Annotated in this window: 17 protein-coding genes; 12 read left to right on the forward strand and 5 right to left on the reverse strand. The window is 60.3% G+C overall.

Translation table 11 applies throughout. The features are described 5' to 3' along the window. The first annotated feature begins 181 nt into the window (after positions 1–181). The 6 genes from moaA (at position 182) to ABI171_RS07635 (ending at position 5,729) form a co-directional block, all read left to right on the forward strand. Entirely contained in the window at positions 182–1,300 is a 1,119-nt protein-coding gene (gene moaA / locus ABI171_RS07610) for a GTP 3',8-cyclase MoaA (RefSeq protein WP_348091965.1), read from the forward strand. Positions 1,301–1,392: 92 nt separating this feature from the next. Then, a complete protein-coding gene (gene mobA, locus ABI171_RS07615; RefSeq protein WP_348092009.1) occupies positions 1,393–1,950 on the forward strand; it encodes a molybdenum cofactor guanylyltransferase MobA in 558 nt (185 codons plus the stop codon). Between the two features lie 101 nt (positions 1,951–2,051). Then, positions 2,052–3,284 carry a gephyrin-like molybdotransferase Glp gene (gene glp, locus ABI171_RS07620; RefSeq protein ID WP_348092010.1) on the forward strand — a complete coding sequence of 411 codons (1,233 nt, stop codon included), beginning with the start codon at positions 2,052–2,054 and terminating at the stop codon, positions 3,282–3,284. A gap of 29 nt (positions 3,285–3,313) precedes the next feature. Further along, positions 3,314–4,606: an MFS transporter gene (locus tag ABI171_RS07625; protein WP_348091966.1), complete on the forward strand. Its 1,293-nt coding sequence runs from the start codon at positions 3,314–3,316 to the stop codon at positions 4,604–4,606. 51 nt (positions 4,607–4,657) lie between these two features. Next, positions 4,658–5,191: a GNAT family N-acetyltransferase gene (locus ABI171_RS07630; RefSeq protein ID WP_348091967.1), complete on the forward strand. Its 534-nt coding sequence runs from the start codon at positions 4,658–4,660 to the stop codon at positions 5,189–5,191. Then, entirely contained in the window at positions 5,178–5,729 is a 552-nt protein-coding gene (locus ABI171_RS07635) for a nucleotidyltransferase family protein (RefSeq protein WP_348091968.1), read from the forward strand. The genes ABI171_RS07630 and ABI171_RS07635 overlap by 14 nt, the downstream gene beginning before the upstream one ends. Before the next feature lie 82 nt (positions 5,730–5,811). On the opposite strand, the gene ABI171_RS07640 is transcribed toward ABI171_RS07635, so the two are convergent. Continuing rightward, entirely contained in the window at positions 5,812–6,075 is a 264-nt protein-coding gene (locus ABI171_RS07640; protein WP_348091969.1) for a hypothetical protein, read from the reverse strand. Between the two features lie 507 nt (positions 6,076–6,582). On the opposite strand from ABI171_RS07640, the gene ABI171_RS07645 reads away from it, so the two are divergent. The 6 genes from ABI171_RS07645 (at position 6,583) to ABI171_RS07670 (ending at position 14,391) form a co-directional block, all read left to right on the forward strand. Beyond that, positions 6,583–8,781, forward strand: a complete 2,199-nt coding sequence (locus tag ABI171_RS07645) for a TonB-dependent hemoglobin/transferrin/lactoferrin family receptor (RefSeq protein WP_348092011.1) — start codon at positions 6,583–6,585, stop codon at positions 8,779–8,781. Positions 8,782–8,808: 27 nt separating this feature from the next. Further along, entirely contained in the window at positions 8,809–9,906 is a 1,098-nt protein-coding gene (locus tag ABI171_RS07650) for a ChuX/HutX family heme-like substrate-binding protein (protein ID WP_348091970.1), read from the forward strand. Continuing rightward, positions 9,903–10,811, forward strand: a complete 909-nt coding sequence (locus ABI171_RS07655) for an ABC transporter substrate-binding protein (RefSeq protein ID WP_348091971.1) — start codon at positions 9,903–9,905, stop codon at positions 10,809–10,811. Before ABI171_RS07650 ends, ABI171_RS07655 begins: the two co-directional genes overlap by 4 nt. A gap of 19 nt (positions 10,812–10,830) precedes the next feature. After that, positions 10,831–11,940 carry an iron ABC transporter permease gene (locus ABI171_RS07660; protein ID WP_348091972.1) on the forward strand — a complete coding sequence of 370 codons (1,110 nt, stop codon included), beginning with the start codon at positions 10,831–10,833 and terminating at the stop codon, positions 11,938–11,940. Positions 11,941–11,978: 38 nt separating this feature from the next. After that, positions 11,979–12,794 (forward strand): heme ABC transporter ATP-binding protein, encoded by an 816-nt coding sequence (locus ABI171_RS07665; protein ID WP_348091973.1) that lies wholly within the window; start codon positions 11,979–11,981, stop codon positions 12,792–12,794. A gap of 208 nt (positions 12,795–13,002) precedes the next feature. Further along, positions 13,003–14,391 (forward strand): MFS transporter, encoded by a 1,389-nt coding sequence (locus tag ABI171_RS07670; protein WP_348091974.1) that lies wholly within the window; start codon positions 13,003–13,005, stop codon positions 14,389–14,391. A 1-nt stretch (position 14,392) separates the two neighbouring features. Here ABI171_RS07670 and rmuC read toward each other — a convergent pair whose 3' ends face one another. Genes rmuC through ABI171_RS07690 form a run of 4 tightly spaced genes read right to left on the reverse strand, consistent with a single transcriptional unit; the run spans position 14,393 to position 19,463 of the window. Further along, complete coding sequence (rmuC, locus tag ABI171_RS07675; protein WP_348091975.1) at positions 14,393–15,859, reverse strand: DNA recombination protein RmuC; 1,467 nt, start codon at positions 15,857–15,859, stop codon at positions 14,393–14,395. 22 nt (positions 15,860–15,881) lie between these two features. After that, positions 15,882–16,319, reverse strand: a complete 438-nt coding sequence (locus tag ABI171_RS07680; RefSeq protein WP_348091976.1) for a group II truncated hemoglobin — start codon at positions 16,317–16,319, stop codon at positions 15,882–15,884. A gap of 58 nt (positions 16,320–16,377) precedes the next feature. Next, positions 16,378–18,879, reverse strand: coding sequence for an FtsX-like permease family protein (locus ABI171_RS07685; protein ID WP_348092012.1), 2,502 nt, complete (start codon positions 18,877–18,879; stop codon positions 16,378–16,380). Then, positions 18,879–19,463: a DUF4126 domain-containing protein gene (locus ABI171_RS07690; RefSeq protein ID WP_348091977.1), complete on the reverse strand. Its 585-nt coding sequence runs from the start codon at positions 19,461–19,463 to the stop codon at positions 18,879–18,881. The genes ABI171_RS07685 and ABI171_RS07690 overlap by 1 nt, the downstream gene beginning before the upstream one ends. Positions 19,464–19,723: the final 260 nt, after the last annotated feature.

The raw sequence follows: 19,723 nt of genomic DNA on the forward strand, positions 1-19,723 counted from the left end.
CAACAAAGGGAGTCCAAGACTCCCTTTGTCACGTCTGGCGTCATAATCTGGCCTCATAGGCTCGCCTCATACGCGGTATCTGTAACCCGCTGAAGCCAAAAAACGATGTCCATGGTATCTTGTAGAAATTATCACCTCGTATAGAAGTACAAGATTTTGCATACCTGCCAAGAAACACATCATGACTAGGAAAGTCATCCCGCTGATCGATAGCCGCAGTGTCTTGCCGCCGGCTCTGTCCTTGCCCTCCATCCTTGAAACGCCTACCGGCCTGATAGCGGATGAGCTCGGCCGGCCGTTGCACGACTTGCGCATCTCGGTGACCGATCGCTGCAACTTCCGCTGCGTCTACTGCATGCCGCGTGCGGTGTTCGACAAGGATTATGCATTCTTGCCGCATACCGCGTTGCTGTCGTTTGAAGAAATCACGCGCCTGGCCAGCCTGTTCGTCGCTCACGGCGTCCACAAGATCCGCCTGACCGGCGGCGAACCGCTGCTGCGCAAGCACATTGAAAAGCTGATCGCCATGCTGAGCGCGCTGAAGACGCCGGATGGCAAGGAACTCGACCTGACCCTGACCACCAACGGTTCGCTGCTGGCAAAAAAGGCGCAAGCCTTGAAAGACGCCGGCCTCAAACGCGTCACCGTCTCGTTGGACGCGCTCGATGAAAACATCTTCAAGCGCATGAACGACGCCGACTTCCCTGTGGCAGATGTGCTGCACGGACTGGACGTGGCGCACCAGGTCGGGCTCGGTCCGATCAAGGTCAACATGGTGGTCAAGCGCGGCGTCAACGAGCACGAAATTCTGCCGATGGCGCGCCATTTCAAGAACACGCCGTACATTCTGCGCTTTATCGAATACATGGATGTGGGGGCTTCCAATGGCTGGAAAATGGATGAAGTGGTGTCCTCCGCCGAAGTGGCGCAACTGATCCAGAGCGAACTGCCGATGCATCCGATCGCCGCCAACTATCCCGGCGAAACGGCGCAGCGCTGGCGCTATGCCGACGGCAGCGGCGAGGTCGGCCTGATTTCCAGCGTGACCCAAGCCTTTTGCCACGATTGCTCGCGGGCGCGCCTGTCGACCGAGGGCAAACTGTACACCTGCCTGTTTGCCAGCGCCGGCCACGATCTGCGCGCCTTGCTGCGTAGCGAGGGCAGCGACCGCGAAATCTCCAGCGTGATCGGCCAGCTGTGGCGCACGCGCGATGACCGCTATTCCGAAATGCGTACGCAAAATACCGAAGGATTGACGCCGGCCAGGAAGAAAGTGGAAATGTCGTATATCGGCGGCTGAAGACATCGCGAGGCTATGCTTTGGAAATCCCGTACCCCTCTGTTTCCTCCAACATCACTGGTTTGATCCTGGCGGGCGGCCGCGGTTCACGCATGGGCGGCATCGACAAGGGCCTGGCCCTGCTAGGCCTGCAAACGATGGTGGCCCACGTCATCTCCCGCCTGACGCCGCAAGTCGGCGCTTTGATCATCAACGCCAACCGCAACCAAGGCGGCTACGCGGCGTTCGGCTATCCGGTCTGGCCGGATGAGCAAACCGATTTTGCCGGCCCGCTGGCGGGCTTGCAGGCAGGCCTGCACCACTGCACGACCCCCTATCTGGTGACCGCGCCCTGCGATTCGCCCTATCTGCCGCTTGATCTGGTGCAAGTCCTGGTACAAGCGCTGCAAAATGCCGATGCCGACCTGGCGGTAGCCACCACTCTGGACGAGAGTACCCGTGCCATCCAGCCGCAACCGGTATTCATGCTGGTGAAAAGCAGTTTATTGACCGATCTCAATGACTACTTGCAAGGCGGAGGACGTAAGATAGAGACATGGTATCGCCGCCTGAATTACAGCGAAGCGCTGTTCAGCGACGCCGATGCCTTCCGCAACATCAATACCGAAGAACAATTGCGGCAGCAGTACACCGGTAACGACAACGCATAAAGAAGATCAACTTGAACACATCCAGCCGCCCAGACCAGCCATCGCTATCCGAACTGACCAGCGAATTGACCAGCGGCGTATCCGGATACGATCCGCACGCCATGCCGGTCAAACAGGCGCAGGCCATCATCCACGCCTTCATCACGCCGGTCGGCGCCATTGAAAAAGTCGCCCTGCGCAGCGCGCTGGACCGGGTACTGGCGAGCGACATCATCTCGCCCATCGACGTCCCTGCGTACGACAACTCGGCGATGGACGGTTACGCTTTCAATTCAGCCGACCTGCACCAGGATGCCGATACCGTGCTGACGGTGGCAGGCACCGCTCACGCCGGCCGCGCTTTTGAAGGAATGGCCTCCAGCGGCCAGGCAATCCGCATCATGACCGGCGCCCTGATGCCGGCTGGCCTGGATACCGTGATACCGCAAGAATTCGTGCACATTCCGGCGACCACTGCGGCGGCGTCGATTACCATCCCTGCCGCCGCAGTCCGGCCGGGCGCCAATCGCCGCCTGGCCGGCGAAGATCTGAAAGCCGGCACGCCAGCCATCTGCAAAGGCCGCATCCTGCGCCCCGCCGATCTCGGCTTGCTGGCGTCGCTCGGCATCGCCGAAATTCCGGTACGACGCCGGCTGCGCGTGGCCTTTTTCTCGACCGGCGACGAATTGCGCTCGGTCGGCGAAATCCTGGAACCGGGCTGCGTCTACGACTCCAATCGCTACACCCTGTACGGCATGCTGCATCGCCTCGGCTGCGACATCATCGACATGGGCGTGGTCGGCGACGATCCTGCCGCGCTGGAAGCGGCGTTCCGCAGCGCCTGCGAAAACGCCGACGCCATTATCACCTCCGGCGGCGTCTCGGTCGGCGATGCCGATCACACCAAGCAAATGATGGCGCAACTGGGCGACGTCGCCTTCTGGAAAATCGGCATGCGCCCTGGCCGGCCGCTGGCGTTCGGCCGGATTACCTCCGGCGGCAAGCAGGCATTATTCTTCGGCTTGCCTGGCAATCCGGTCGCCGTGATGGTGTCGTTTTATTTTTTTGCGCGCGAAGCGCTGTTGCAAATGATGGGCGCGCAGGCCCCGGCTTTGCCGCTGATGCGCGTCACTGCCGAGGTCGACATCCGCAAGCGCCCGGGCCGCACGGAATACCAGCGCGGCATCCTCGGCATGAGCGATGGCCAATGGACGGTGCGCCCCACCGCAGCGCAAGGCTCCGGCATTTTGCGGTCGATGGCGGAAGCCAACTGCATGATCGTGCTGGCGCATGAGCAGGCTGATATAGCCAACGGTGACACTGTCGAGGTAATATTGTTTGACGGTTTGATCTGATCTCCGGCGCGAGCCACTTACAATAAAACATGCTCGACCAATACAAACAAAAGCTGATGCAACTGGGCCGGCCCTTCCTTCTGGTGCTGATCAGCGAAATGGCGACGCTGAGCGCACTCCTGCTCGGCAACATCACCATTGCCTGGTGGATCGCCCAGCATGGCGGCGCCCGCGATCTCGCCACCTTTGGCGTGATTGTGGCCGGCGCCAGCTTGCTTGCCATCCCTCTGCTTTCACCGCTAGGCGACCGTTATCCCAAAAAGCGCCTGATGGCGATCGGCTTCGTCGCCATCGCGCTTGAAAGCGTGGCGCTGGCGTTGCTGGCGCAAGCGCATTTTTATCATCTATACGCCATCATCGCCTGCGAGATGATTGGCGTGTGCGCCATGGCGATCATCTTGCCATGCATCCAAACCATTGCATCGGAACTGGTCACTGCAGAAAAACTATCTCTCGCCATGAGCATGCAAAAAGTCAGCGGCTCTCTCGGCGGCATCATGGGGCCGGCGCTCGGCGGCAGCGTGATCGCCGCCGCCAGCGTCGCCAGTGCGCTGTGGGTACATGTGGCGCTGCTGTTGATCGCGGCGTTTGCCGCCACCAGATTACCCAAGGTTGTAACAGCGGACAAACCTGCGGCGCTCGGACTCGCACAATGGCGCGATGAATTGCAGGCCGGCCTGCGAACCAAGTGGCAAATACCGCTGGAACGCCGCTGGACGATGGTCACGCTGGTCATCGGCGTGTTTTACGCCCCTGCCATCGGCATGATGGCCGCCTTGAGAGTGACCAGCCTGGGCCTGTCGGCCTTTTGGCTGGGGGCGACCAACATGGGCATCATGTCCGGCATGCTCCTCGGCTTTCTTGGCTGCGCTTCTTTTTTCTCAAGGAAACTGGGGCGCTTTCACGCCTTGATAAGTGCAGCTCTACTACGCGCCGCCGCGCTCCTGGTAGTCGGCTTTACGGCCTCGCCATGGCTGTTGGCAACGGCATTTTTTATGCTTGGCATCTCGCAATCGACAACGCAATTCGTCGGCGTCACCCACCGCTTGCTGGCGATGCCGGCAAACTACCGGGCGCGGCATGCATCGATCAACACCATGGCGTGGCAGATCTCGTCGACGCTGGGGCCGGCGATGGCAGGTTTGGCCTTGCTGCACGCTTCGGTGGCGCAGTGTTATGTCCTGTTCGGTCTCTTGATCGCCGTGTGCACGATAGGCCTGGCGCTGATTCCGAAAATGCGCGCCTTCCTCAGCCTTGATCACGATGCGGCTACAGGCTGGTATCAACGCGAATACCCCGCCGCCTTCCGGAACTATAATTAACCCGAATAGCGGTTTGAATTCGCCCTGCGACAGACGTATTTTTATACTTCCATGACAACAAGAAAAACGATTGAAGATAACCTGCCGACGCCGGGAAAATTTGATTTTCGCCCCGCGGTCAGCGTCGACGGCGCTGCCATCAGCGCTCTGATCCGGCAGTTTTTACATGAATTCACGATTAATCCAGCCGGTACGGGCGCTGAAAAATTTCTCGATTCGGTATCCACCGAAGCGGAAACGCGTTACATCGCCGACCCGCGTTATCGCTATATCGCCGCGTTTGAAGACACACAACTGGCCGGCTTCATCGCCCTGCGCGACGGCAGCCATGTCTTTCATTTATTTGTATCGCCAGCATTCCAGCGTCGCGGCTTGGCCACCCGGCTTTGGCAGAAAGCGAAAGCCGCAGCGCTATCAATGTCAACACCCGAATGCTTCACCGTGAATTCTTCGCCATTTGCGCTACCGGTGTACGCACGTTTCGGTTTCAAGGAAACCGGCCCGCAAGTTGAGGCGCATGGCATACATTTCGTCCCCATGCACTTGCAACTCGTGGAATACACCGACGACGATGGAACGCCTTAGCCAACTGCAAGACCTGTTGCGCGCCGACCCGGAACGGCGCCGTATCGTGGCGCTGGTGCATTCCCTGGACCTGCCTGACTGCTGGGTTGCGGCCGGTTTCGCCAGGAATGCCGTCTGGGACTTCCTCCATGGACGCTCGCCATCCTTGCCGTCGAGCGATGTCGATGTCATCTGGTTCGACCCTGGCAGCAGTGATGCAGCGATCGATTTGCAGCTGGAAGCGCACCTGAAGGATATGGATGGATCAATCGCATGGTCGGTGAAAAATCAGGCGCGTATGCATGTGCGCAATGACGATCCGCCTTATCTGTCAAGCGGCGACGCGATGCGCTTCTGGCCTGAAACCGCGACTGCGGTAGCCGTCAGGCAGACGACAAGCGGCGATCTGGAAATTACCGCGCCATTCGGGCTGGAAGATCTTTATGCAGCGCGCATCCGGCCAACGCCCCGATTTTCCGGAGAGAAACACACTTTATTCACGCAACGCCTGGAAAGCAAAAAATGGCTGGCGCACTGGCCTTTACTGCGTGCGGTCTAATGCTTTTCAAGTTAAAACAGGACATCAATACTCGCTTGATATCCTGTTCAACACTGCACGAGGCGATGCAAGAACGTCGGCGTCAGAAGGTATTACATTGGAACAGGCCCGGATGGCCAAAGCAGGTGGTGGTCGTTGGATAGCGCTGTGCATTGTCTTTCGTATCCAGCTTCAACACACAGTCGCGCCATTCGTTGGAGTCGCCTTTGTACCCCATCCGCTCGCAAGCGGGGCCGTAAATGTGCATCATTTGATCAACGTCGCGCTGCGCCTGCAGTGAGCGTTCGGCATCTGTGGCGCAGCCTGCCAGCATGACGGCTACCGCCAGGAATATGAGTTTGCGCATAATAAGCTCCTTGCTTTCAGCCCTGTTGGAGAGCAGCGATGTTTTAAAATTTTCTGCAAATGGCGAGCAAATACGCAGGAAACCAAAGCTGCCCGCGTAAGCAGTGCTGCGTTCATAGTATAGGCTAGAGCGCGGCGCTTCTCCATCACCGCAAATCCATATTTGCTACCAGATGTAACTATCAGAAAACTTAACCGGGCCTTGAAATCAGTCTCGATAGTCCGTGGCGTGATTTTATCATATAAAATCCACAAACGATAATGATTCTCATTTATAATGATAGCTGTGCACTACGCTTTCTGCCGTATTGCCCATTTCAGACATCCCCTCTTTCCAGCCAGCCGCACCCCTAGCGACGCCAGCCACTAAACATGCTGCATCGTTTTGGAGTTCGACGCTTTGCCCAATTCATTTTCAACCCACCCTGTGCAGCCGACGCTGCCGACATTGCCGACATTGCCGACGTTGTGTGCACTGCCTGCGGCCGTCAATTTTGCCATCTTCGCCATGGTTGCTGCATCCGCGCCAGCGCTGGCGCAAAGCGCGGCCCAATCGCCACTATTGGCGGGCAACCACGCCGCTAGCCGCACGCTCGACGAAATCTCGGTAACCGCGACCCGCAGCGAAACAGCCGTCGCGCAAACCCCTAGCAGCATCTCGGTCATCAATGCCGACACCATCGAAGAACAGCAACCGAAGGACGTCAAGGACCTGCTGCGTTATGAACCCGGCGTTACAGTCCGGCGCGGCCCTTACCGGCCGTCATCGGCCGCCACGGCCGGTGGCCGCGGCGGCAACGAAGGTATCAATATCCGTGGACTGGAAGGCAACCGCATCCTGTTGATGGAGGATGGCATACGCCTCCCCAGTTCATTCTCCTTCGGGCCGCTGGAAGCCGGCCGTGGCGATTATGTGCAGATGGACATGTACAAGCGGGTGGAAATCCTGCGCGGACCGGCATCGGCCATGTATGGCAGCGACGGCCTGACCGGCGCGGTCAATTTCATCACCAAGGATCCTGCCGATTTCCTGAAGATTTTCAACAAACCGACTTATTTCTCGATCAAACCCTCTTATGATTCCACGGATGGCAGCACCTCGACCACCGCCGTGGCGGCGTTCGGCGGTGAGCGCTTTGAAGGCTTATTGATTGCCAACAAACGCGACGGCCACGAAGTCGACACCAAGGGCGCACGCAACATCACCGGCCCCAACCGCGATACCGCGAATCCGCAAAACGTCCATGGCAATGCCTTGCTCGGCAAGCTGGTCTTCAAGGCCAGCGCGCAAGATACGTTCACTGCCACCATCACCCATCAGGAGCAGAAGACCGACTCTGACGTGCTTTCCGCCGTCACCGCCAGCACCCTGGCGCTGCGCGCCAATGACAAGCTTGAGCGCAATCGTTACAGCCTGGCTTACGATTTCAAGGACAGCGCCGGCCACTTCTTTCAGAATGCCCACGCACAGCTTTACTTCCAGGACGCCAAAAACCATCAGTTTTCCTATGAAGACCGGTTCCCCGCAGTGGACCGCACACGCGACAATACTTACCGGGAGCGCACCGTCGGCGGCTCGGCGCAAGCCGAAAGCAACTTCGCCACCGGCACTCTGCAACACAAGCTGGTATATGGCTTCGATGTCAGCACCGCACGTATCAGCGGCCTGCGCAACGGCACCATTCCTGGCGTCGGCGAATCGCCGTTTCCGAACAAGGCCTTCCCGAACACCGATTACACGCTGTTCGGCAGCTTCCTGCAGGATGAAATCCGCCTGCCGCAGAATGGCGCCCTCAGCATCACCCCCGGATTGCGCTTCGACGGCTACCGCCTGACGCCTGATGAAAACGATCCGGCCTACACCGGCAAACCGACAAAATCCAGCGGTAATGCAGTGTCGCCGCGGCTGGCTGTGATGGTTGAAATCAGTCCGGCTTTGCTACCTTATATCCAGTATGCGCGCGGCTTCCGCACACCGACGCCGGACCAGGTCAACAACAGCTTCGGCAATCCGATCTACGGCTACGCCACCATCGGCAATCCGGACCTGAAGCCGGAAACCAGCAATACCTTTGAAATCGGCTTGCGCGGCAAACTGGGCGGCGGCAATAACGTCCTCCATGTCCTACGATATAGTATGGCAGCCTTCACCGGCCGCTACAGCAACTTCATCTCGCAAGAAGTGGTGGGCGGCAGCGGCCGGCCATTTGTCGATCCGCTCATCTACCAATACGTCAATCGCGCCCGCGCCCGCATCAGCGGCGCCGAAGCAAGAATCGACTGGCAACTTGCCAACGGCCTCGGCTTCAAGGCCGGCATGGCCTATACCAAAGGTCATACCGAGGGCGCCAACGGCAGCAGCACGCCGCTCGATACCGTCAATCCTTTCACGGCCGTGTTCGGCCTGCGCTACGAGCCGAGCGAGCTCTGGTACGGCCAGACCAACTTCATCTACCAAAGCGCCAAGCGCCGCAGCGACACGAGCAAGCAGACCGATTTCGTACCGCCGGCAGCGTTCGTGGTCGACCTTCGCGGCGGCTACAACATCAGCAAGAACATTGCGCTGTATGCCGGCATCCATAACCTGTTCAACCGCCAGTACTGGAACTGGTCCGACGTCCGTGGCCTGGCCGACAGTTCCATGGTCAAGGACGCCTACACCGCGCCAGGCCGCAGCTTCAATGTCGGCTTGAAATTCCAATACTAAATCCACTTCCCGGACAAGGAGAAAACCATGCTTGACACCTGCAATCCACAACATCTACAGCAAAAATTGCGCGAAGAGTTCTTGAACGCCAAGCGCGAAAAGAAATTGCGCAACCGCGACGCCGCTGCCGCCATCGGCATTTCTGAAGGCGAGGCGATGGCCGCTTGCGTCGGCTTCGAAGCGATCCGGCTACTGCCGCGCTTTGTCGAACTATTCGAAGAAGTGCCGCTGCTAGGCGCCGTCCTGGCGCTCACCCGCAATGACAGCGTGGTGCATGAAAAAGATGGCGCTTATCAAAAGATGAGCCACAACGGAGAAGTCGGACTGGCGTTGGGCGAAGTGATCGATTTGCGGATTTTCTACAAACAATGGCGCTTCGCCTGCGCCGTGATTGAAGAAGTGACCCGCGGCCCGGAAACCAGCCTGCAAAAGAGCCTGCAATTCTACGATCTGCATGGCGCAGCGGTGCACAAGGTATTTTTGCGCGAACACAGCGACCACGCCGCTTTCGACGCCCTGGTGGCGCGCTGGCGCGATCCGCAGCAACTGCCCGGTATGACAACTGAGCCGCTACCGCCGGCGACCATCGATACCGACGATGCGGAAATTGACATCGACGGCTTCCGTTCAGCCTGGGAAAACATGACCGATACGCACCAGTTCTTCGGCTTGCTGCGCGACTTCGGCGTCAGCCGGACCCAGGCTCTGCGGTTGGCGCCGCCACAGTTCGTGCGCCAGGTGGACAACAGCGCCGTCCGCCAGATCTTGGAACAGGCGGTCGCCAGCGCTCTGCCGATCATGGTTTTCGTCGGCAATCGCGGCATGATCCAGATTCACTCCGGCGCGGTGTCCAACGTCAAGGTCATGGGTCCGTGGCTGAATGTGCTCGATTCCGGCTTCAACCTGCATCTGCGGGAAGACATGATCGTCTCCAGCTGGTTGGTCAGCAAGCCGACCAGCGACGGCGAAGTCACCTCGCTTGAACTGTTCGACCGCGATGGCAATACCATCGCCATACTGTTCGGGGTACGCAAGCCGGGCCAGCCAGAGCTGCCGGCATGGCGGGCGGCGGCGCTGAATTTACCGTTGATAAACGATGAAACCACTGCAGAGGCTCAGGCGTGAAGCATTCCATCAACGCGCAGCGGCGCTTGCTTTTAGGAAGTACTGCGGCAGGCTTGCTACTGGCCACGCTTCGCGTTCGCAGCGCAACGCCAGCGGCCGCATCAAGCCAAGCGCGACGCGTAGTGGTGGCCGGCGGCGCGATTACCGAGATAGTCTATGCGCTGGATGCCGGCGCATTCCTGATCGGCACCGATACGACCAGCACCTATCCGGCGGCCGCCATGGCGTTGCCTAAAATGGGCTACCAACGCGCGTTGTCGGCTGAAGGCGTGCTCTCGCTGCATCCCGACCTGTTGCTGGCGTCGGCCGATGCGGGACCGCCCACCACGCTCAAGCAGATTGCCGCTGCCGGCGTGCGCGTAATCCGGCTGGGTGAACGGCACGATGTCGATACGGTGCGTGAAAAAATCACTGGCGTGGCGTCAGCGCTGGCGCTGCCTGAACGTGGCAAGCGGCTGTTGAATAAATTCGACGATCAGTGGCAAGCAGCATTGGCAGGCATCGACAAACAACGCCAGGCCAGGCCGCCGCGCGTGTTGTTCATCCTGAGTAACAACGGTACACAGGCGATGGTGGCTGGTCAAGAGACCGCCGCCGACGCCATGATCCGCTATGCCGGCGCGGTCAACGCCACCACCGACGCCGCAGGCAAAGGTTTCAAGGGCTACAAGCCGCTGACCGCCGAAAGCGCGGTCGCCAGCGGCGCCGATATCCTGTTGATTTCAAGCGAGAACCTGGACGCCATCGGCGGCATCGATCGCTTGTTGAGCAGCCCTGGATTATCGCTGACGCCGGCTGCCAAGACCCGGCGCGTGGTCGCCGATATGGATACGCTGCTGTTGCTAGGCTTCGGACCGCGCCTGCCGCAAGCGTTGACGCAACTGGCCAGCCAGCTCTACGCCTGACTTTATAACGATCATCGCCATGTCTTCTCCCTTCTCCACCGCCCTGCCCGGGACCTCGGCTGCCAGCATCGCGCAAGTAAGCGGCTCGCCGCGCAAAGGGCGGCAACGCGCAGTGCTGCTGGGGCTGTTGCTGTTATTGATAATCACCACCTTGCTCTGCGCCGCGCTTGGCGCTTATCAGATCGATCCGTGGCGCATCCCGCGCTTGCTGTGGCCGGCTGCACAGCTGGACGCGGTGGATATGCAAACCCGCGCCGTGTTGCTAGACATCCGTCTGCCGCGGGTGCTGTTGGCTATTCTGGTAGGTTGCGGCTTCGGCGCCGCCGGCAGCGCCATGCAGGCGCTGTTCCGCAATCCGCTTGCCGATCCCGGCCTGATCGGGGTCTCCAGCGGCGCCGCTCTCGGCGCCGCGCTCACCATCGTCCTTGGCGCCACGCTATGGCCGGATGCACTGCATACCGTCGGCATCTACGCGCCGATGCTGGCTGCCTTCATCGGCGCCCTGGCGGTCGCCATGCTGGTGTATCGCATCGCCGCTGCCCGTGGCCGGCTGGCGTTGCCGCTGTTGCTGCTGGCCGGGATCGCCATCAACGCCATCGTCGGCGCCGCCATCGGCCTGTTGATCTATGTCGCCAGCGACGACCAGTTGCGCACGCTGACCTTCTGGAACCTGGGCAGCCTGGCCGGCGCGCAGTGGTCCTTGCTAGCGGTGGCGACGCCGGTCGTCATCTTCAGCATCGCCGCCCTGGCGCGCCATTCAGCGGCGCTGAACGCCATGCTGCTGGGTGAAGCCGAAGCCATGCACCTGGGCGTGCCGGTGCAAGCCATCAAGCGCCAGGTGCTGATTGCCAGCGCCCTGTGCGTCGGCGCACTGGTGGCTTGCACCGGCACCATCGGCTTCATCGGCCTGGTGGCGCCGCATTGCATCCGCCTGGCGTGCGGCCCGGATCAGCGCGTGGTGCTGCCGGGAGCGCTGCTGTTCGGCGCTATTCTGACCTTGGCGGCAGACTTGATCGCACGCACCGTCGCCGCACCAGCGGAAATGCCGTTGGGAATTCTCACGGCTTTGCTGGGTGGCCCGTTCTTCATGGTGCTGCTGTGGCGTCGGCGCGGCCAGTTGGGCCTTTAACTCAGCTTTCAAACAATGAATTTTCCGGGAACACAACCATGTTAATCGCAAGCGATCTTTCCCTGCGGCGCGGCGACAAAACCATCCTGCGCAATGTGAACCTGCAGATCCAGCCGGGCCAGATCGTTGCCCTGCTTGGCCGCAACGGCGCCGGCAAGAGCACCTTACTGAAAGCCATGTCGGGTGAATTTCACGGCAATTTGCAGAGTAACGATGCGCAACTGACTGGTTATATATCGCTTAACGTGACGCCGCTGGAACAGCTCACGCCGCAACAGCTGGCGAAATCGCGCGCGGTGCTGCCGCAAAGCGTACAGTTCTCGTTTCCCTTTACAGCGATGGAAATTGCCTTGCTGGGCCGCTATCCGCATGGCGGCGGTGCCAGCACGAATGACCGTCTGATCGCGATGGAAGCACTGGCACTGGCCGGCGCCGCCGCGTTGACGGAGCGCGACGTCACCACGCTCTCCGGCGGCGAACTGGCGCGCGTGCAGTTCGCCCGTGTGCTGGCGCAGTTAAAACCGCAAGACGCCAATCATCAAACCCAGCCGGCCGCACGTTATCTGCTATTGGACGAACCTACGGCAGCGCTGGACCTGGCGCATCAGCATCATCTGCTGAATACTCTGCGGCATCTGGCAAAAGAATGGAATATCGGCGTGCTGGCGATCATGCACGATCCCAACCTGGCAGCGCGCTACGCCGACCAGCTGGCCTGGCTGGCCAACGGTACCTTGCTGGTCCAGGATACGCCGGCGCTGACCATGACGCCGCATATCGTCAGGACTTGCCTCGGCATCGATGTCGAAGTGGTCCGGCAAAGCGGTAAGCCGCCGTACGCGATGCCGGCTTGATGTAACCGACCGCGCTTGGCCGCGTGATAGGTACAAGATTATCAGCCATTAACAAAAGGTAAATATATATTTTTGATCTCACTTTGAGACCAATTCCGATCCTCCAGCTATTCGACGCATATGCACTAATTCCTGTCGTTCCATGCCGTCCCCGACCATTTCAATTGCAACAAACTGAAAGGGAGATATTTTCACGGGGAGAAATAACATGGACGGCACCATAGCGCCATTCGACATGACAAGCAGCGTGCAGGCGGCAGCCCGGCTGGAACGCTTGCCGGTCAGCGGCTATCACAGGATGATTTTTTTCATCATTGCACTGGCGTTTTTCTTTGACTCGATAGACCTCGGCATGATGACCTTCGTGCTGGGCTCGATCAAAGTCGAATTCGGCCTATCTACCCAGGCTGCAGGCGCGCTGGCGAGCATGAGCTTTGTTGGCATGGTGCTGGGAGCCGCGGTATCGGGCATGCTGGCCGACCGGTTCGGCCGCAAATCGGTATTCCAGGTCAGCATGGTGATCTGGGGCATCGCCAGCTATCTGTGCTCGACGGCGCCGGATGCGGCCACGCTAGGCGCTTATCGCTTTCTGCTGGGCGTAGGCATGGGGATGGAATTCCCGGTCGCGCAAACCCTGATGTCGGAATTCATTCCGGCCAAGGCGCGCGGCAGGTATGTCGCCCTGATGGACGGTTTCTGGCCTTTGGGATTTATCTGTGCCGGGCTAGTTTCCTATTTCGTACTATCCACCTACAACTGGCGCACCGTGTTTGCGCTGCTGGCCGTGCCCGCGCTATTCCTGCTGATCGTGCGCCGCTTCATTCCGGAGTCGCCGCGCTGGCTGGAGCATGTCAGCCGCCATCAGGAAGCGGAAACCGTCTTGCGAAAATTCGAGGACAAGGTGCAGCGCAGCCTGAAACTGGACAGATTGCCCGAGCCGGTGTGGGCTTTGTCGCATGCACCCGCGGCAGCTCGCCGCAATACATTCATGACCTTATGGTCGCCGCTGCATCGCAGCCGGACCATCATGATCTGGGGCTTGTGGTTCTTCGCTCTACTGGGTTTCTACGGCCTCACCACCTGGCTCGGCGCCTTGTTGCAGCAAGGCGGTTTTGCGGTGACAAAATCGGTGATGTACACGGTCTTGATTTCCCTGGGCGGAATTCCCGGTTTCCTGACTGCGGCGTGGCTGGTGGAAAAATGGGGCCGCAAGCCGACCTGCATCGCGGCGCTGCTGGGAGGCGCGCTGATGGCCTACCTGTATGGCAGGAGCGCGATGAGCGGACATGAAAACGCCTTGATCGCGAGCGGCTTGTGCATGCAGTTTTTCCTGTTCGGCATGTGGGCCGTGCTATACACCTACACGCCGGAACTGTATGCCACGGGGGTTCGCGCCACCGGCTCCGGCTTTGCGTCCGCGATCGGCAGAATCGGCTCCTTGCTAGGCCCTTACATCGTCGGCGTGGTGCTGCCCAGCTGGGGCCAGGGTGGCGTGTTTACTGTCGGCGCATTGTGCTTTGTGGTTGCCGCGGCGCTGGTGTTTTTCCTCGGGATTGAAACACGCGGCCTGGCCCTGGAAGAACTGTCTGCCGGCTAGATCAGTTTTCTTCGTCAGACAACAGATCGGGTTCTTTACCTAATATCAGTTGCGCAGCTTCGCTCGGCAAGGCTTCCACCGACTTCAGCTTGCGCGCCATCTGGCGGCTGCGCACTTCCGCCTGGTCGATATTCTTGGCGGCGCGTTCCAGCGTCAGTTTGGTGGCGGCGAGCACGTCGCCAAATTTGCTGAATTCAGTCTTGACCGCGCCCAGCACTTGCCACACTTCCGACGAACGCTTCTCCAGCGCCAGTGTGCGAAAGCCCATCTGCAGGCTATTCAGCAACGCCGACAATGTGGACGGTCCGGCAATGCTGATGCGGTGCACGCGCTGCAATTCATCGGCGAGGCCGGGACGGCGCATGACTTCGGCGTACAAGCCTTCGGTAGGCAAGAACAGAATGGCGAAATCGGTGGTCAAAGGTGGCGACAAATATTTCTCGGCAATCGTCTTGGCTTCGCCGCGCACCGCGCGCTCCAGCTCTTTCGACGCCAGCGCCACGCCTTCGGCATCGGCACGGTCGGCCGCGTCCGCCAAGCGCTCGTACTGCTCTTTCGGGAACTTGGCGTCGATTGGCATCCACACCGGCGTGCCGCCATCGTCATTACCAGGCAACTTGATGGCGAACTCAACCCGTTCGCCGCTGCCTGGCACGGTTTCCACATTCTTCGCGTACTGCTCCGGCGTCAGCACTTGTTCCAGCAACATTTCCAGCTGCACTTCGCCCCAGGTGCCGCGCGTCTTGACATTGGTCAGCACCCGCTTGAGATCGCCGACGCCGATCGCCAACTGCTGCATCTCGCCCAGGCCCTGATGGACTTTTTCCAGGCGGTCGGAAACGATCTTGAACGATTCGCCCAGCCGTTGCTCCAGCGTCGCATGCAATTTCTCATCGACAGTCTTGCGCATTTCTTCCAGCCGCAAGCCGTTGTCGGTTTGCAGATCCTTGATCTTGGCTTCCAGCGTGGCGCGCACTTCGGCCATCCGCTGCGCATTCGATTCGGTCAGCGCCGCCAACGTCTGGTTGAGGGTATCGCCAAAGCGCTTGAGCGACTGCGCCTGCTCTTCGCGGTTGGTCTGGGCCTGCTGGTTCATCGCCAACCGCATGCTGTCGAGCTGCTGGGCGTTGGTTTCATTGAGCTTGACCAGCTGCTGGGCAAAGGTGTCAATCTGGTTGTTTTGCAAGGTGGCGACGCTAGTCATCTGCGCCGCCAGCGTTTGCTGCAACTGGCCGAAATTGCTGCCGATTTCCTGCCGCATGTTCTGCGCGCTGGTTTGCACCTCGCCGCGCAGGTCACGTTGCTGGCGATCGCCGAGCTCTTGTTGATGACGTTGCAGGTCGTTCTGCAATTGCGTCAGCTGCTGCGCCGGATCCACACCGCGCTTGCTGCGCAAAATGGCGATGACCTGCAGCACGATGATGATGGCTGCGACTAAAAGCAAGACTAGCAATTCTGTTGATGCCATGTGGATTTCTATGTGCCTGAAATTATTGCGGGGTATCGGGTTTGTTGCGCATCCAGTCGGCGGTCTGGAAGAAAGACGTCAGCAAACGCTCCTGCAGCCATTCGTCCATGCCGACATCCTGCATCGCCAGCGCCATGCAGCGCAGCCACTGGTCGCGCTCAGGCGAAGCAATCCCGTACGGCAGATGGCGTGCGCGCAGGCGTGGATGGCCGAACTGTTCTATATACAAATCGGGGCCGCCGCTCCAGCCGGACAGGAACCAGTAGAATTTATCGCGCGAGCCGTCGAGAGTGGTCGGATGCAAGGCGCGGATCACCGCGAATTGCGGTTCCAGGTCCATCAGATCGTAAAAACGGTCGACCAGTTCGCGCAGCTTTTCGGCGCCGCCGATCAGCGCGTAGATGCTGGCCTGGGATTGCTCTTCAGGCGCTTGGGTAGAGGCTGTGTGTTCTGTAGTCATGGGGATAATGATAGCGTAAGCCGGCATTATCCCCGAAATGACGCCAGCCGGTGCGGCTTCAGGCCTCGCGCAGTGTTTGCAACGGCGGCTGGTTCAAGACATTGCGCAAGCCGATCCAGCCGCCGGCAAAGGTGCAGGCGGCGCCGATCGCCATCCCGGCCAGCCAGACCAGCGGGCTGAAGGTCCAGGTAAAGCTGAACACATATTGCGCCAGCGCCCAACCGATGGCGGCGGCGCCGCTTGCCGCGAGGAAACCAGCGAGACTGCCGATCAGGCCGAATTCTATCCATTGCGATTGCGACAACTGCTTGCGGGTAGCCCCCAGCGCGCGCAGCAGGCCTGCTTCGCGGGTGCGCTCATCTTGCGAACCGACCAGCGCCGCATACAGCACCAGCGCGCCGGACACCAGTGTGAACAGAAAAAGGAACTCGACCGCCGCCACGACCTGGCTGATCACGCTCTGGATCTGCTTGATGACGCTGCCGATATCGACCACGGTCAAGTTGGGGAAATCGCGCGTCAGCTGATTGCCGAAAGCGGCGTGCGCATCCGGCAGGTTGAATGCAGTGATCCAGGTTTGCGGCATGTCTTTCATCAGTTTGGGATTCAGTATCACGAAAAAGTTGACCCGCATCGAACCCCATTCCAGCTTGCGGATGCTGGTGACCGGTGCGCTGACCAATTGGCCGGCAATGTCGAACTGCAGCTGATCGCCCAGCTTCAGGTTCAGGGTCTTGGCCAACCCTTCTTCCACCGAGGCGGCCGGCTGCGTATCGTCAAGCCAATGGCCTGCGGTGATGGTGTTCTGCGGCGGCAGCTGCAGCATGGTGGATAAATTGAATTCACGGTCGACCAGACGCTTGGCCTTATCCTCCGGATAAGTATCGGCGGTGATCGGCTTGCCGTTGACCTGGGTCAGGCGGCCGCGGATCATCGGCGACAGGTCCGGCCGGGCGATGCCGATGCCTTGCAAGCGCCGGCCGATCTCGGCGCGCTGGTCGTCCTGGATATTGATCACGAAACGATTGGGCGCATCGACCGGCGTCGCCTGCTGCCAGGCGCCGATCAGATCGCCGCGTATCACGGTCAGCAGCAACAAGGCCATCAGGCCCAGCGACAGGGCGACGATCTGCACCACCGTCGCCGCCGGCCGCCGCTGCAGCGCCGTCAGCGCGAAACGCCAGCTGGGATGGCGCGACAAGCCGCGCAAGTAGCGCGAAGCTTTCAGCGCCAGCCAGCCAAGCAAGGCGAACAGGCCGAAGCCGCCCAGGAATCCCAATGCGGTCAGCAAACCCAGTTTCAGATCCCCCGCCTGCCATAACAGCAAGCCGATAAAGGTCAGCGTACCGAGGCTGTAGGTGGCCAGCACCATCGCCTGCGGCGCATCCTGCTCGCGCCGGATCACGCGGTTATGCGGCACATTGCGCAGTTGCAGGATCGGCGGCAAGGCAAAGCCGACCAGCAGCAGGATGCCTGTTATCAGGCCCTGCAACGCCGGAATGGCGCTGGCGCCAGGCAAGTCGCTGGAAACGAATTTCCCCAGCAGCTCCAGCAGCATGAAATGGGCGCCGAAACCCAGCAGCACACCGATCACGCTGCCGGCCACGCCGATCAGCAGGAATTCCAGCAAATACAGTTGCGTCACCTGGTTCTGCGTCATGCCGAGGCAGCGCAACATGGCGCAGGCATCCAGATGGCGCAGCATGAAGCGGCGCGCCGCCATTGCCACCGCGACCGCCGCCAGCAAGGCCGACAGCAAGCCGACCAGCGACAGGAATTGCTGGCCGCGATCCAGCGTGGCGCGCATTTCAGGACGGCCGTTTTCCAGGCCCTCGATCCGCACGCCCTTGACGTTTTCGCGGGCGATATCGCTTTCGACCCATTTCTGGAAATCCTGTATTTGCGGCCCTGCTCCCGCCAGCAACAAGCGGTAGGTGACGCGCGAGCCGTCCTGGATCAGGTTGGTGGCGGCCAGGTCGGCCATGGATAACATGACGCGCGGCGCGAAGTTGATGAAGCCGCTGCCGCGGTCGGGTTCAATCACCAGCACCTTGGCAATCGTGAAGCTGCTGTCGCCCAGCTTGAGCGGATCGCCGACCTTGAGGTTGAGCGCCGTCAGCATGTTCGCATCCAGCCATACCGTGCCGGGGGCCGGCGTCTGGCGCGTCACTTCATCGGCGCCGCCGGGCGCATCGGCGACGGTCAGGCTGCCGCGTAAAGGATAGCCGGCCGTGACCGCCTTCAGTGACGCCAGCTGCGACCTGGCGTTGTCGCCGTCGCCGGCAATCGCCATGCTCGGGAAAACCACGGTATCGGCCAAGGTCAGGTGACGGCGCTCGGCTTCGGCGCGCCAGTCGGGAGTGATGCGCTGGTCGGCGGAAATCAGCAGATCGGCGCCGAGCAACTGATGCGCATCGCGGTTCAGGCCGGCGCGCATGCGGTCGACAAAGAAGCCGACCGCGGACAATGAGGCAACCGCAACAATCAGGGCTATCAACAAGAATCGTAATTCACCGGCGCGCCAGTCGCGCCGGGTCATGCGTAGGGACTGCAATAAAATCATGTGGCCAGCCTTTGAAAAACCCAGCGTATGCTGCGCCATAATTTAGGCAGCAGCCAGATCGCAAACAGAAAAAACAGAATCAGGAAGGCAAACAGCAGCCAGGGATGGAAAAAAGCCGCCCACAAACCGCCCAGCACCGTCGCGTCCTCGGAAAACGAGGCGGTCCAGTTGCTCAGCGGTTCGGGGCTGGTATTAATCATGGCGCGGCTGCCGGCCTTGGTGGCATGAGCGCCCAGCGCAAAAGTGCCGCCGACCAGCGCCGCCACCGTGGTCCAGGCCGGATCCATGTGACCCATGGCGGCCACAGCGAGGATGGCGCCGGCAGGAATCCGGATAAAGGTATGGACCGCATCCCAGACCGAATCGAGTCCCGGAATCTTATCCACCAGAAACTCGACCGCCGTCAGCAAGCCGGTGACGCCGATGACCCAAGGCGACTCCAGCACCTGCAGCGCCTGCGGCAAGTCGATCCAGCCGGCGCGGCCAAACCAGCCGGCGACAAACAGCGCCATGTACAGGCGAATGCCGCTGGCCCATGACAGGCCGCCAGCGAGGGCGGCGCTAGAAAGTGTATCGAGCATGATGTCCCCTTCTCTCTCGGGATGCGATCTGATTCGGTGTCAAACGGTCTTGGCGTACTTTGGCATTGACGAAGCACAATATCAACAAGCGTAACGTAAACCTACGCCAGCCGCGCAAGATTAGCCAGCGTGATCGCAAAATCGATACGGCGTTGAGACCTGGACGCAACTGGCGCTTGCAGGAGAAGGCGCGCCAATGCTGCCGGCGCGCGCTTCCTGCCGGGAAAATCGGGAGGGGAAATCGCCACCAGAGCATGGTG

Origin of the sequence: Collimonas sp. (genome assembly GCF_039923675.1) — a bacterium.
Classification (GTDB): Bacteria; Pseudomonadota; Gammaproteobacteria; order Burkholderiales; family Burkholderiaceae_D; genus Collimonas.

What these genes read in the sequence shown, in the direction of transcription:
- ABI171_RS07650 (WP_348091970.1), top strand. Translation starts at nt 8,809, where the DNA reads ATGCTTGACACCTGCAATCCACAACATCTACAGCAAAAATTGCGCGAA.
- mobA (WP_348092009.1), top strand. Translation starts at nt 1,393, where the DNA reads ATGGGCGGCATCGACAAGGGCCTGGCCCTGCTAGGCCTGCAAACGATG.
- ABI171_RS07630 (WP_348091967.1), top strand. Translation starts at nt 4,658, where the DNA reads ATGACAACAAGAAAAACGATTGAAGATAACCTGCCGACGCCGGGAAAA.
- ABI171_RS07670 (WP_348091974.1), top strand. Translation starts at nt 13,003, where the DNA reads ATGGACGGCACCATAGCGCCATTCGACATGACAAGCAGCGTGCAGGCG.
- glp (WP_348092010.1), top strand. Translation starts at nt 2,052, where the DNA reads ATGCCGGTCAAACAGGCGCAGGCCATCATCCACGCCTTCATCACGCCG.
- ABI171_RS07640 (WP_348091969.1), bottom strand. Translation starts at nt 6,075, where the DNA reads ATGCGCAAACTCATATTCCTGGCGGTAGCCGTCATGCTGGCAGGCTGC.
- rmuC (WP_348091975.1), bottom strand. Translation starts at nt 15,859, where the DNA reads ATGGCATCAACAGAATTGCTAGTCTTGCTTTTAGTCGCAGCCATCATC.
- ABI171_RS07665 (WP_348091973.1), top strand. Translation starts at nt 11,979, where the DNA reads ATGTTAATCGCAAGCGATCTTTCCCTGCGGCGCGGCGACAAAACCATC.
- ABI171_RS07645 (WP_348092011.1), top strand. Translation starts at nt 6,583, where the DNA reads ATGGTTGCTGCATCCGCGCCAGCGCTGGCGCAAAGCGCGGCCCAATCG.
- moaA (WP_348091965.1), top strand. Translation starts at nt 182, where the DNA reads ATGACTAGGAAAGTCATCCCGCTGATCGATAGCCGCAGTGTCTTGCCG.
- ABI171_RS07625 (WP_348091966.1), top strand. Translation starts at nt 3,314, where the DNA reads ATGCTCGACCAATACAAACAAAAGCTGATGCAACTGGGCCGGCCCTTC.
- ABI171_RS07660 (WP_348091972.1), top strand. Translation starts at nt 10,831, where the DNA reads ATGTCTTCTCCCTTCTCCACCGCCCTGCCCGGGACCTCGGCTGCCAGC.
- ABI171_RS07635 (WP_348091968.1), top strand. Translation starts at nt 5,178, where the DNA reads ATGGAACGCCTTAGCCAACTGCAAGACCTGTTGCGCGCCGACCCGGAA.
- ABI171_RS07690 (WP_348091977.1), bottom strand. Translation starts at nt 19,463, where the DNA reads ATGCTCGATACACTTTCTAGCGCCGCCCTCGCTGGCGGCCTGTCATGG.
- ABI171_RS07680 (WP_348091976.1), bottom strand. Translation starts at nt 16,319, where the DNA reads ATGACTACAGAACACACAGCCTCTACCCAAGCGCCTGAAGAGCAATCC.